The sequence below is a fragment of the Clostridium sp. KNHs205 genome (assembly GCF_000702945.1).
In the GTDB taxonomy this organism is placed as follows: Bacteria; Bacillota; Clostridia; order Lachnospirales; family Lachnospiraceae; genus Anaerocolumna.
Genome location: NZ_JNLE01000003.1, coordinates 618,970 through 631,934, shown reverse-complemented (window position 1 = coordinate 631,934; position 12,965 = coordinate 618,970). Strand labels below are relative to the sequence as shown.

Below are 12,965 nucleotides of genomic sequence, written 5' to 3'. Positions count from 1 at the left end.
ACCAATATCAAATAGAATAATTATTCTCCGGCAGTATCCTCTTTAAAAACTGCCTGGTACGCTCTTCTTTGGGATTCGTAAAGATATCCTTTGGAGGTCCCTCTTCCACTACCGTACCGTCATCCATAAATACCACCTTGTTAGCCACATCAGAAGCAAAAGCAATCTCATGGGTAACAACAATCATGGTAATTCCTTCTGCTGCAATTTTCCGTATCAGCTTAAGTGTCTCCCCCACCAGTTCAGGATCAAGTGCTGAGGTGGGTTCGTCAAATAAAATAACCTCAGGATTAAGTACAATTGCTCTGGCAATGCCAACTCTCTGCTGCTGCCCTCCTGAAAGCTGTTGGGGGTAGTAGTTCTCTTTCTCCGTAAGACCCACCTTTTTAAGTGCTTCTCTGCCTCTTTCCTCCGCTTCTTTTTTTGAAATCTTACGCCCGGTTATTAACCCCTCGGTGACATTTTCAAGGGCAGTCTTATTCTGGAACAGGTTATAATTTTGAAACACAAAGGCTGTTTGTTTTCTGATATTCAGTATCTGCTTTCTGGAAGCAGACTTAAAATTAACCTCCTGCTCATTTATACGAAGAGAGCCTTCCTCTGCCTTCTCAAGAAAGTTAATACATCTTAGCAGCGTAGTTTTTCCCGATCCGCTGGGGCCTAAGACTACCACCACATCCCCATGCTCAACTCTAATGTTAACTCCTCTTAATACCTGGTTTCTGCCAAAAGCCTTTTGCACATTCTTAAGCTCAATCATCTTATTCTCTCTCCTCCTGTCATCTAGCTGGTACAGCCAGTTAAAATACAGATGTATTGCAATGGAGTATCCATTACGGTTATGAACTAACTGCAAATTCTTAAATAGCTTAGCTTGTTTTTGCTATCTACCTTCTTTACTTACTTTACTTACTTTACTTACTTTATTTCTCCTATATTTACCTCTCTACTTTACATTCTCACAAGCAGCTCCTCTTCAAAACTTTCCAAAATAAGCCTCCAGCCCCCTGCCAATACCTTCTATCCCTATACATAATATCCAGTAAATAATTGCAGCCGCTATATAAGACTCCAGAAAAGCATAGGTAGCATTGGCCGGCTTTAAGGCGCTGTTCAGAATATCCGTTACTCCAATCATATACACCAGTGATGACCCTTTTAATAACCCGATGGTATTATTGGTAAGACCGGGCAGGATTACATAAAAGGCCTGGGGCAGGATAATCCGAAAGAACGTCTGGGGTTTTGTCATACCTACAGAATAGCCTGCTTCATACTGCCCTTTCGCAACCGATAAAAGAGCACCGCGAAAGGATTCCGACAGAGCAGGAATATGAGTAAAGGTTAATACAAAGATAGCTAAATACACAGCATTTACGTCTTTTGCCCGAATACCAAGCTTCAGTGCCTCTGCCAATGCATCGAACCTGGTAGCAAAGAGCAGTCCGGTTATCACCAGAAAAAGAATGGTGGGGATACCCTTTATAACACTGACAAAGAAATCAAGTACAGGGGAAAGCACGGCAATACGGTAAACCCGCAGGAGTGCTATGATTCCACCAAAAATAATACAGAGTAACAGCGGAATAAAGGTCACATATAAAGTAACCGGTACATAATGAAGGGCATAGAGAAAGCTTTTATATATTTCTTCCGGTTGGATATTCATCATTTATACCCATTGCATATCCCTGGCAGACCTGCAATATTGCCACTGATAAAGAGTGAAAGAATCTTAAGTGGCATCCTTTCATAAATTTTCTATCACTCTGGTGCTCCGTAGGCAAGCCTTTTATTTACCCTGTGAAGTACCTTCTCCAGTATGACGCTTATTATAATAAATATGATACCTGCACAGACATAACCTTCAATAAAGTGATGCGTGCGGGCTCCGATGGCATTTACCTGCCCCATGATATCAAAGATACCAATGAGATACGCCAGGGAAGTCCCCTGGAAAAGGTATATGAAGCTGGTTCCAAGTCCTGGCAGGGCAATTCTTGCTGCCTGGGGAAGTATAATACGAAAGAAGGTCTGACTCCCTGTCAAACCTACGGAATAACCGGCTTCCGTCTGCCCCTTGGGTACAGCCAGGATAGCTGCTCTGATATATTCCGAGAAAAAAGCTGCTTCATTTAAACTATATGTAACCAATACAAAGAATAATTTATCCCACCTGTTTATATTCAGCCCAGTAGCTTTAAAGACAAGCAGCGGCAGCCCGTAGAGTATAATAAACAGCTGCACCAGCTGAGGCGTTCCTCTTACAAATGATATATAGAGCAGCACCAGCTGATTTAATACAGGTACTTTGTATATCCTTATAAAGGCCAGCAAAGTTCCAAAGATAAGTCCGGCTGCTGTTGCTACCAGTACAATTTTTACGGTTACCGGAAATCCCCTTAGTACTATAGGAAAATATTCAAATACCCTGTCGAGAGAGAAAAAGGGCCCCATTTACCTACTTCCTTTCTCTTTATTCGTTCTTGGGTGTATAATCTTTACCGATATATTCTATGGACAACTTTGCCAGAGTTCCGTCTTCCTTTAATTGCTTTAAGGCTCCGTCCACTGCTTTCTGCAATTCTTCATTTCCCTTTGGATAAAGGTAATAGGTATTGGACTTGGTAAAAGGCTCCCCTACTATCTTTAACCGCTCACCGTATTGCTCATTGTATCTTTCAACATTTCTGTCTAACAGCACGGTTCCGTCATAAGTGCCGTTCTCCAGATTGCTGATTAACTGTTCCGTAGTCTCAGAGGAATAGATAATATCAAGAGGAGCCTCCGGATGCTCTTCATTGTATTTCTCCAAATTATAAGCAACGTTGTTACCGCCCGTAGAGGCTTTTACCTTTTTACCTGCCAGGTCATCAATTCCGTTAATATCCTCCCTATCAATGGCTACTGCCACATAGTTATCATAGATGGTATAGGCTTCTTCCGAAAACAGATATTTCTCCCTTCTTTCATCGTTTTCCTCAAACTGATGGGCTCCAAGATCAATCTGTCCGGCATCAATACCTACTGCAATATTCTTGAATTCAAATATCTGAATATCAAACTTATACTGGGGCAGCAGATCATCCACTGCATTTAGAACAGCTATCTCATATCCTGTGAGCTTCCCGTTCTCATCCAGATAGCAGTAAGGTTCATAGGAGGAACCGGTTCCTACCACTATAGTCTTGGCATCCGCGTTATTATTAGAAGAGGTTTCCTCTGTTTCCTTATATTTAGAACAGGCTGCTGCCAATATTCCTAAGAATACGAGTCCTGCCACTGCTAAAAGTTTCTTTCCATTTATCATATCTGCACCATTGTATATCGCTGTTATACTGCGATACCGCCACTTTTCATTGGAGTGAAGGAATATTTCTGTGGCTGCCTTTCAATTCAATATTTTCTTTCACTCTTTCAAAATAAAATATTCTGGATTATGCCCTCTTCCAAGCCTTATTTAAGAAATAACTTATGCCGCTTTTTTTATTGCCTGTTGCAGTCTTCCAAGAGCTTCTTTCAGGGTATCTTTCCGGCAGGCCAGATTAATTCTTGCAAAGCCCTCTCCTTCTTTCCCAAAGATATATCCCTGATTCAGCCAAATCCTTGCTTCTTTGATAAGAAACTCCTCCAGCTCTTCTTTACTGTATTCAAGCTCACTGAAATCCACCCACAAAAAGTAAGTTCCTTCCGGCTTTATAACCTTTACTTCCGGCAGATAAGTCTGTAAGTAGGATATTGCATAATCCTTGTTCTCCTCCAGATACACCAGCAGTTCCTCAAGCCAGGGTTCGCCGTACTGATACGCCGTTTCAGAGGCAATTGCCCCAAAGATATTAAAGGACTTAACTCCTCGTAACTCACAGTAGTTATCATAACGCCCTCTTAAATTTTTGTTTGGTATAATAATATTAGAGGTAGATAATCCCGCCAGATTAAAGGTCTTACTGGGTGCCGTACAGATGATGCTGTTCTGTTCCAGTTCCTCAGAGACAGAGGCAAAGGGTACAAAGGTTTGATCTTTATAGATAAAATCCGAATGGATCTCATCGGATATAACGGTTACACCATACCTGATACTAAGCTCACCGAGCTGTTTTAATTCTTCATAGGTAAATACCCTGCCTACAGGATTATGCGGATTACAGAGCAGAAGCAGTCTGGCTTTCCCCTCTTTCAATATGATTTCCAGGCCTTCAAAGTCTATCTCATATCTACCATTCTTTATAATAAGCGGATTGTTTAAGACCTTTCTTCCTGTCAAAGCTATAGCTCTGGCAAAAGGATGGTAAACGGGAGGCTGAATTATAACTCCTTCTCCTTCTTCACTTAAGGCGTAGATGATATTATAAATTGCATTCACGACACCGCTACTGTGAGTAATCCATTCCTTCCTGATATGAAATCCCTGTCTTCTTCCATACCATTTTATCAGTTCCCTGTAATAATTCTCGGTTCTGGCCGTATAGCCATAAATCCCATGTTGTGCCCGTTCTGCCAGCTTTTCTATGATTTCCGGAACGGTTTCAAAGTCCATATCTGCCACCCATAAAGGAATTGCATCCTCTACTCCCGTATGTTCTTTAATAAAACTCCATTTCACGGAACTGGTATTTTCCCTGTCGAGCTTTTTGTCAAAATCGTAAAAACCCATGTTTTTTCCGCCTTTCTGCCTTATGGCATTGGTCTGTAAACAAAAACAGAGGCATAAATAGGCGCTATACCTATTAATAACCTCTGTTTTTACAGTCAGCTGCTATGCAATTGTTTTATGTATATTATTCATATATGATTAGTATGATTACATTATACAGTTATATATCTAACTGTCAACATCTTTATTACAATATTTTGAAATTTTCTTAATCCTTGCATCTGGAAAACCGCATAGATATTTTTTAACTTTTAGATTAATAATGGCTGGTGTTAATTTACACAAATACCAACAGGCAGAAGCCTTGACTAATATGCTATACTGAAAATAAGTTAGTTTAATCTAACAGATGTTCAGACCTGTCATGAAAGAGGTATTTCTATGGATAAATTTTATGAGAAAAGGAAGCTTTTCTCCCAAGAGAGCCTTACTGCTGCGATTCAAGTCTGGAATCGAACGGTAATTTCTCTTATCGACATACGCCATAATTTAATATCACCGGAGGAACCCCTTCTTAATTACCGCCTTCCTGCCGGCGCTTTCTTATATACCAGCGGGGGCACAGTGGAGATAGCGCTTAACGATACTGCCTATAGTGTTGATCGGTTTGGCTTATTCCACGGCGGTAAAGGAACCCTGCTTACTATAATTCCACGGACCCAATGGACGGAGTATTATATGATACTCTACAAACCCTGTGAGCCTCCTACCCGAAAAAGGGAGTATGTTCGTCTGCTTGAGTCTGTAAATCCTTTCAGTCAGCTATATGGCTTCGTACCGGATAACCCTGTTTTTCTTTCCGAGCTTCTTCGGAAAATGTATGAAAAATGGAAAGGTCCCACGCCACTGAATCTGTTTTACGGTAAATCTGCTTTTTATCAGTTGGTCTGCGAAATATACGAAGAGCTGGACCAGGGTTATATCCCAATTCTTTATCCGGATATTGTGGCTATGGCAAAACGTTTTATAGACAACTCCTATGTACAGAGCATCAGTATTCAGGATATGGCAGATACCTTTAACGTGAGCTACAGCCATCTCTACAGGATTTTCTCCCGTCAGACAGGCAAATCCCCACAGGAATACCTGATGACAGTACGCTTAAATGCCAGTAAAACCTGGCTGGAAAATAGTGAACTGTCCATGCGAGAGATTGCACGTGGCACCGGCTTTTCCGATGAACACCACTTTAATAGGATGTTTGCCCGGCATATAGGAATTTCTCCCGGAGAATACAGAAAGAAAATGACAATGGACAGGATAGATTATACCCTTGGAAATCTCATTCCTTTTCCCTATAATGAGAAGGGTCGAGTTAGTGTCGACAAACTCAAGGAAAAAGGAGCAAATTTCATGTTTAAACAAATAAGAAGCAAATCCGTCATAGCTGCCGCCTTGTCGCTGATGCTGCTTTCCGGCTGCAGCACCGCACCTGCAAATACCAGTGGAGCGGTGCCTGCACCTTCGGTAGCAGGTCAGGTAACAGAAACGGACACTGTGATGCCTGTGGAGGAAAATACACGTACCATACATATGGATTACGGAGATGTAGAGATTCCTGCTGACCCCCAGCGAGTGGTTGTTATCTTTGTACAAGGCGACTTACTGGCACTTGGGGTAACACCTGTTGCAACATCCTTCAACGACGATGCAACTTTTGAAAATCAGGCAAAAGAGATTACGGTTATTGATGCATTTTCCATAAATGAAGAAGAGATCATGGCGCTAGACCCTGATCTGATTCTATGGAATACCAAGGATGAATCGGTTTATCAAACTCTTTCAAAGATTGCTCCTACCTTGGCCATGGACTACTTCTCAATGGATTATCAGGAACGGCTTCGCTTTTTCGGAGAAGTATTGAACCGTTCTGAAAAAGCAGAAGAACTTATTCAGTCCTTCGAGGACAAGGTAAAAGAAGCAAAGCAGACGCTGGAGGACAAAGGTCTTAGCAATAAAAGCGTGCTTTGTATCCAAAATAGGAAAGAAGGCGTTCTGTCTGCATTTTGGCTGGGCCGGGGTGCTCCATTACTTTATGAACAATTGGAGTTTAAGGTGCCTGAAAAGCTGCAGGAAGCTATAAAAGACCATTACGAAGATGGGGCTGTTGATCTATCTTTTGAAGTAATCAGCGAATACAACAGTGATTATATTCTTGTCAATGGAACCTTAGATAATTTTGAGAACAGCGAAGTTTGGAAGACCCTTCCTGCCGTGAAGGAAAATCATATTATTGTCGCTCCCAGTAATATGTTTTGGTATAATGATATTCTTACTATGAATGCTCAGATTGATTTAATTCTTGATTCTATTCTTGATACTGCAGCAAACAATTAATATTTTCACAAGAGCGCCTGCTATCTTTTCACGTTTTTTCCATGACTGTTCTATCATCTATCGCACTCACCTCTCCATATGGTCATAGACCCTTAGGGAGGTGAGTGCGGCAGGCCTTTGTACTTAAGACCTGGCTGAAGCAGGATTAATATACAGTAATTCACTTAACTGCCCCAGGAGATTGCCGTTGCCAACAGAGATGTTTCCTACTTTATCACATATCTTCTCTAAGTATTCCAGCTCTTTAAGCTTATAAAGGGTAGTATTCTCCTCCATGAGTTTAGCAGTGTTTAGCAGGCTTCTGGTAGAGGCTACTTCCTCCCTTCTTAAAATAACGCTTGCCTGAGCATTCTTTTCAGCAATGAGAACCGTATTCATGATATCTCTTATCTCACCGGGCAGGATAATATCCTTAAGGCCTGCGTCACTAAACTCTATAAAAAGGCTCTCCTGCTTCTCCTTAAGCTTCTCAAGCACGATACCGGCAATGCTGTCCTTCTGTTCCAACAGCTCATCGAATTTCAAACGACCCACATATTCTCGAAGCACCAGCTGGGTGGTTACATAAATCTGTGTTTTATAATCCTTCAGGGAGTTATTTATCTTTACTGCATCTGTAATCCTATAGGTACAGACAAAGTTCAGCCGCAGGGTTACTTTATCAGCCGTTAGTATCTCCTGGCTGTTGACATCCATTTGCTGAGAACGCATATCCACGATCTGGCAGGATATCCTGATAGAGGAATTCCAGAAATAATAGACCCCGGATTCAAGCTGCTCCTTGAATTTACCATCGTAAAAGAGCAAGCCGGTTTCTCCCTCTGAAACAACATACTGGCTATATAAGCTTGCCGGAATAATAGACATCATTACTCTGGGCAAAGCTACCTCCGGCGAACTTGTATCGATTAGCTGGAAGGTATGCTGGTGGAACACGTTCCAGAAATAAAAGGTACCTGCCCTTAATGCTTCTATTAATCTGCCGTCCTCATAATGAAGTGCTATGTTTAGATCCGGAACTTCAATCTTTGTTACGCTGTCGGCAAAGGTCTTATCTCTTAATAATACCTGTATGTCGACCTCTTTCATATTCACCTGCCTGTAGACATTTGTCTGAAAGCAGGTTTCACCTACTACCGGATATATCCTGTGTATACCGGGGCTAAGCATACGGCGAAAGGTACCGTTCTTAAACAGGAATCCCCTTTCATTTTCTTTGATGATTATCTTCATAAATCCCTCACCTTCTGCCGCAGGAGCGGCAAGTTATTACGTCGTTTCTATGTAACAAGCTATAGGATTGGGCGAAAATATTTCTTTATCCCCCTCCCTATTGTGGCTAATCCATAAATTTTATGTGGGCTTTTTATTTTTCTAATGCTTCTTGTAGAATAATCCAGCATCACTATTTTCTAATATCTTTTTTCTTTTATATATTTTCTTATACTTTTCTTATATCTTTGCTTATATGATTGCTTATAACTTTCTTTTCTTATAATTTTTTTTAAAATTCTTTCGTTTCCTGAATTTGCGTAAATACCCACATTACTTTAAGGGGAGCAAGGTTTAAGTAATCCTGGGTCTTATCCGGCTTTCACAGAATTCGTGAACATGGGATAAGCTTAATTATTACGGTATCCACCTGCTGCAGGCCTAAGCTCTGCTGCGCTGCAAATATCTGCAACGCCGGGTATTTACACGCCTTCGGGTCTGGTTACACTTAGCAGGTGTAAGAGTGGAGTTGAACCACAGGTCGTTGACCTTGCCTTAAAAGCAGACTCCCTAAGTCTGTGCCTTAACCACTTGGCTAACCTCTAAAAGGTATGGGATTCGAACCCATGAATTTGATGGTATGCTCTACCTCTGAGCTAACTCTCCCGGAGTGGAGGAATCGAACCTCCGACACTACCCCTCGGACAATGCTCTACCGCTGAGCTACTTCCTGCGAAGGGTGGAATCGAACCACCGCCATTGTCTAAATCCTGTCTGCCCGGTACACAGTACGGCATTGCCGCTGCGCCGCGAGGATTATAAATCCTGCGCTAAAGCAGACAATCTATATTATGGCTTCCGCCAAAATACCAATAATTAAATACTCGTTAATTCACACAAACCCCATTGCATGTCATAAATTAGGATATGTGGAATGTTCTTTATTTTATACTAACTCCCATCTGTGTTCTTTGACACGTATATAAATCAGGGTGTTGGAATAACATTTTTAAGTATTTACTTTTTCAATATTTACATTACCCCCTATACAACTGGCAATTCCACTGGTCAGATACCATGAGACCATATTTCAGCCTTTTACCACACCGACCGTCTTCAGTCGTTTTACCGGCTTAACCAGGTCTTTCTGATTCTCCATAACTTCATCGATATCCTTATAAGCGAACCGGCTTTCCTCGGCAACATCCTTTTTGTTATGCTTTCCTAATACTACTCCCTGCTTCTGCAGGTCCACCATAACCTCCTCGGCTGTAAAATTCTCCATTGCACCTTTTCTGGAGTATCTTCTACCTGCACCGTGGGATGATGAATGAAAGCTCATCTCATTTCCAAGGCCCTCCACTACATAGCTGTAGGAACCCATGGCACCGGGAATTACTGCCAACTCACCTTCTCTTGCTCTGGTGGCACCCTTACGGTGCACCCACACTTCTTTTCCGTAGTGCTGCTCCAAAGATGCATAGTTATGGTGACAATTGATTTCCATATTGTATTCTAAGGTAAGGTTTGTGTATTTACCCACCCATTTATCTAAGATTGCTTTTACTGCTAACATCATACGAAGTCTGTTCTCCTCAGCAAAATCCAGTGCCAGGTTCATCCAGTTGATATACTGCTTTCCTTCTTTCGTCTCTACCGGCAGAAATGCCAATCGGTATTCATCCGGTACACTGCTCTGCCATTTACTGTTTAATTCCCTGGCGGTTTGATGAAAGGCATCACATACCTGCTTGCCAAAATTGCGGCTTCCGGAATGGATCATGATTCCAAGATATCCTTCTTCATCTTCCTGTAATTCAATAAAATGATTACCGCCGCCAAGAGTTCCTACCTGAAAATAACCAGCCTCCAACTGTCCCAGTAATTCTGCATTCGCCTCATATTTCTCAAGCTCTTCAAAGGCTCTTTCCAGGGTATTGCAGGGCTGAGGATGTTTATGATGATTGAAGCCAACAGGGACATTCCTTAAAATATCACTGATGATTGCCTGTATCAGCGAACCACTGCCGGTCTTGATATCTTTTATTTCTTCTACAAGGATATTGGTTCCTACAAAGGCCATTCCGCAGCCAATATCCACACCCACTGCATTGGGTACAATTACGTCTTTTGCAGCAATAACGCCACCAATGGGCATTCCCATTCCTGCATGGGTATCGGGCATTAATGCCACCCACTGGTGAAGAAAAGGAAGTCGGGACAGATTGTAGGCCTGTTTTAAACAGGTTTCATCTATGCTCTTTTCTCCGTCAAGCCATATTTTAATGGGGTGGTCAGTTTCTTTATTTGCAATTACAAACATACAATCACTCCTTTCATTCTTTTCGTTGTTTCTGTTTGCTTGCTATGCTATGATATTAGCATATGTTTCCAACGGAATCATTTAAAAAAGTTTGCGAAAGTGAAGAATACTATGGGAGAATTTCAGGAACTCATACGTAATTTTGATAAAATAAGGGATTATATGAGGGACTTTTATATTTATGGCTTTAAATCACGAAGTGATTTTACAAGAAAGTCCGCCCGTACTTATGATAATGAAAAACGCCGGATTGAGAGCTATATGGGTGAATATATGAAGTGGGAATATACAAAGACTGGCAAGAACCTGTTCATCTCCATGGACTGTGCAAGGATTCCTGTTAACCCCCTTTATGCTGCCTGGAAATCAAAGACCTTTACTGGAAACGATATTATGCTCCACTTCTATCTGCTGGACCTTCTGGACAGCAATTCCAGGCTTTCCATTGACAGCCTCACCGACCTTATCTGTACCAGAAGCGGACAGGTCTTTGATACCCAGACCGTCCGAAATAAATGCAAGGAGTATGCTGAGCTTGGCATCATAAGAGCAGAAAAGCAGAAAAAGTCTCTCTATTACAGCCTGTCTGATAATACCTTTAACCTGTTACTCCAAAGTGCTCCCGGTTTAGGGGAGGCCGTGAAATTCTTTCAGGGAAGTGCTGCTTTTGGTGAAATCGGGAGTTTTATTATGGATAATCAGAAGCTGGAGAATGACCGCTTTACCTTTAAGCATTATTATGCTGCTCATACCCTGGAGGACGGAATCTTACTTGACCTCCTTTCAGCCATCAGAAACAGGTGTGCTATTGAGTTTGTAAATATAAATGAATCGGGCACCCGTGTTTCTACCTTTGATGGAATTCCGGTAAAGATTTTTGTCAGTGCTGCTACCGGAAGACGTTATCTTTGTCTGTATAAGACAAGGGAGAAACGTTTCTTCAATTACCGGCTGGATCATATGAAAGAAGTATTGCTAAAAGACTTCTGCGAAACAGCCGGGCAGCATCAGGCAGACCTTGAAAATAACCTTGACCGTGTTTTTGGCGTAAGTTTCGGCGGCCAGAACCGAAAAGAAATCGTTTGTATGAAGCTCTATGTAAACGAAAAGACGGAAGGCTTTATCCTGGAACGTTTAATCCGGGAAGGTCAGGGAGGAGAACTGCTACGCCTTGAGAAAAATACCTATCTGTACACCAAGGAAGTCTTTGATTCTAACGACATGTCGCCCTGGATCAAGACGTTTATGGGTAGAATTATTCAGCTGGAAGGTACCAATCAGACAGTGATTAACCGTTTTTACAAAGATATTAAAAGGATGAAGGAAATGTATGAAGATTAATAACCATTTATTCTCAGAAGTTTATGGCTGCTACTTTACGGTAATAAAAAGGATATTGGAACAGGCTGAGGGAGGACTTACCCGGGCTGAAATTGAATCCATGGTTCAGATCGATGGTTTCTATGACAGCGCCTTTCATCTGCTGCCCAAGCTCTTCTCCGGAGAGTGGAATCTCATGGAACAGAGAACTGACGGCAAATATTATTCCAAGCTTCTCTCCAAGGATCTGACGCGTCCCATGACTGATCTTGAAAAAGCCTGGTTAAAGGCTCTCCTTTCAGATAAGCGAATACATCTATTTATTAACCCGGAAGAATCAGCCTTCCTGTCAGACACATTAAAAGAAGTTCCTCCCCTGTTTCTTCCATCCGATTTTCATTTTTATGATTCTGCCGCAGACGGAGACTCTTATGAGGAAAAGCAGTATATTGACAACTTCCGGATAATCTTAAAGGCATGTGAAAATCAGATCCCCTTAACTATTCTATATGAAAGCGGCAAACAGAACCGAACCAAGCGATTAGTTATACCCTATAAATTAAACTACTCCTCCAGGGATGATAAGTTCAGGCTCTTGGGTGTAGCCTGCCAAAGAGGCGGACATGTTAAAAAAACGACATTAAATCTTGCACGAATCCTTACCGTAGAGCTTTCAGCTGAAGCCTCTGTTGAAATCAATGCAAAAAATCCGGTTGTAAACTCAGCTAAAAACTTGCCTGAAGCCTCGGCTGACGCTTTAACGGAAACTTCTGCTAATAATATTCAAAATCCTTTTCCTTTCTATAAATTCTTCCGGGAAACCAAATGCAAGGAACCCATTGTTTTGGAAATCTCCAAGGAAAGAAACGGCCTGGAGCGTTGTATGTTACAGTTTGCCTCCTGGGAAAAGCAGACGGAATATGATGAAGAGCATGATTGTTATGTATGCCGAATCTATTACGACGGCCAGGATGAAACTGAGTTGCTCGTACGGGTATTAAGCTTTGGCCCGGTGGTAAAGGTGCTTGGTCCGTCTACCTTTCTGGCTCAGATTAAGGAACGGGTTCGAAACCAATATCGATTGAATACCTATGAAGACCTTAAAGAACTGTGATATCC

Annotated in this window: 10 protein-coding genes and 2 tRNA genes; 3 read left to right on the top strand and 9 right to left on the bottom strand. The window is 41.7% G+C overall.

Annotated elements, in window-relative coordinates; genetic code table 11:
* Positions 1-7 precede the first annotated feature (7 nt).
* The 5 genes from BR73_RS0102760 to BR73_RS0102740 all read right to left on the bottom strand — a co-directional run bounded on the left by BR73_RS0102760 (position 8) and on the right by BR73_RS0102740 (position 4,654).
* Positions 8-760, bottom strand: a complete 753-nt coding sequence (locus BR73_RS0102760; RefSeq protein WP_033164307.1) for an amino acid ABC transporter ATP-binding protein — start codon at positions 758-760, stop codon at positions 8-10.
* A gap of 216 nt (positions 761-976) precedes the next feature.
* Positions 977-1,672, bottom strand: coding sequence for an amino acid ABC transporter permease (locus tag BR73_RS0102755; RefSeq protein WP_081848514.1), 696 nt, complete (start codon positions 1,670-1,672; stop codon positions 977-979).
* Positions 1,673-1,764: 92 nt separating this feature from the next.
* Positions 1,765-2,457, bottom strand: a complete 693-nt coding sequence (locus BR73_RS0102750; protein WP_033164305.1) for an amino acid ABC transporter permease — start codon at positions 2,455-2,457, stop codon at positions 1,765-1,767.
* A gap of 19 nt (positions 2,458-2,476) precedes the next feature.
* Complete coding sequence (locus BR73_RS0102745; protein WP_033164304.1) at positions 2,477-3,310, bottom strand: transporter substrate-binding domain-containing protein; 834 nt, start codon at positions 3,308-3,310, stop codon at positions 2,477-2,479.
* A 162-nt stretch (positions 3,311-3,472) separates the two neighbouring features.
* Entirely contained in the window at positions 3,473-4,654 is a 1,182-nt protein-coding gene (locus BR73_RS0102740; protein WP_033164303.1) for a MalY/PatB family protein, read from the bottom strand.
* A 381-nt stretch (positions 4,655-5,035) separates the two neighbouring features.
* Here BR73_RS0102740 and BR73_RS0102735 point away from each other — a divergent pair, with 381 nt between their 5' ends.
* Positions 5,036-6,991 (top strand): AraC family transcriptional regulator, encoded by a 1,956-nt coding sequence (locus BR73_RS0102735; protein ID WP_033164302.1) that lies wholly within the window; start codon positions 5,036-5,038, stop codon positions 6,989-6,991.
* Between the two features lie 123 nt (positions 6,992-7,114).
* On the opposite strand, the gene BR73_RS0102730 is transcribed toward BR73_RS0102735, so the two are convergent.
* The 4 genes from BR73_RS0102730 to BR73_RS0102720 form a co-directional block, all read right to left on the bottom strand.
* Entirely contained in the window at positions 7,115-8,224 is a 1,110-nt protein-coding gene (locus BR73_RS0102730; protein WP_033164301.1) for a slipin family protein, read from the bottom strand.
* A gap of 582 nt (positions 8,225-8,806) precedes the next feature.
* Positions 8,807-8,869: transfer RNA gene (locus tag BR73_RS0102725), tRNA-OTHER, on the bottom strand.
* Positions 8,870-8,933, bottom strand: a tRNA-Ser gene (locus tag BR73_RS28595).
* Positions 8,934-9,293: 360 nt separating this feature from the next.
* Positions 9,294-10,526 (bottom strand): RtcB family protein, encoded by a 1,233-nt coding sequence (locus BR73_RS0102720; protein ID WP_033164300.1) that lies wholly within the window; start codon positions 10,524-10,526, stop codon positions 9,294-9,296.
* 111 nt (positions 10,527-10,637) lie between these two features.
* Between BR73_RS0102720 and BR73_RS0102715 the strand changes: the two genes are divergently transcribed.
* A complete protein-coding gene (locus tag BR73_RS0102715) occupies positions 10,638-11,867 on the top strand; it encodes a WYL domain-containing protein (protein WP_033164299.1) in 1,230 nt (409 codons plus the stop codon).
* Positions 11,857-12,960 (top strand): WYL domain-containing protein, encoded by a 1,104-nt coding sequence (locus tag BR73_RS0102710; protein ID WP_033164298.1) that lies wholly within the window; start codon positions 11,857-11,859, stop codon positions 12,958-12,960. Before BR73_RS0102715 ends, BR73_RS0102710 begins: the two co-directional genes overlap by 11 nt.
* Positions 12,961-12,965 lie beyond the last annotated feature (5 nt).

Coding starts and splice junctions, on each gene's coding strand:
- BR73_RS0102720 (WP_033164300.1), bottom strand. CDS start 10,526: ATGTTTGTAATTGCAAATAAAGAAACTGACCACCCCATTAAAATATGG.
- BR73_RS0102740 (WP_033164303.1), bottom strand. CDS start 4,654: ATGGGTTTTTACGATTTTGACAAAAAGCTCGACAGGGAAAATACCAGT.
- BR73_RS0102760 (WP_033164307.1), bottom strand. CDS start 760: ATGATTGAGCTTAAGAATGTGCAAAAGGCTTTTGGCAGAAACCAGGTA.
- BR73_RS0102715 (WP_033164299.1), top strand. CDS start 10,638: ATGGGAGAATTTCAGGAACTCATACGTAATTTTGATAAAATAAGGGAT.
- BR73_RS0102730 (WP_033164301.1), bottom strand. CDS start 8,224: ATGAAGATAATCATCAAAGAAAATGAAAGGGGATTCCTGTTTAAGAAC.
- BR73_RS0102745 (WP_033164304.1), bottom strand. CDS start 3,310: ATGATAAATGGAAAGAAACTTTTAGCAGTGGCAGGACTCGTATTCTTA.
- BR73_RS0102735 (WP_033164302.1), top strand. CDS start 5,036: ATGGATAAATTTTATGAGAAAAGGAAGCTTTTCTCCCAAGAGAGCCTT.
- BR73_RS0102710 (WP_033164298.1), top strand. CDS start 11,857: ATGAAGATTAATAACCATTTATTCTCAGAAGTTTATGGCTGCTACTTT.
- BR73_RS0102750 (WP_033164305.1), bottom strand. CDS start 2,457: ATGGGGCCCTTTTTCTCTCTCGACAGGGTATTTGAATATTTTCCTATA.
- BR73_RS0102755 (WP_081848514.1), bottom strand. CDS start 1,672: ATGATGAATATCCAACCGGAAGAAATATATAAAAGCTTTCTCTATGCC.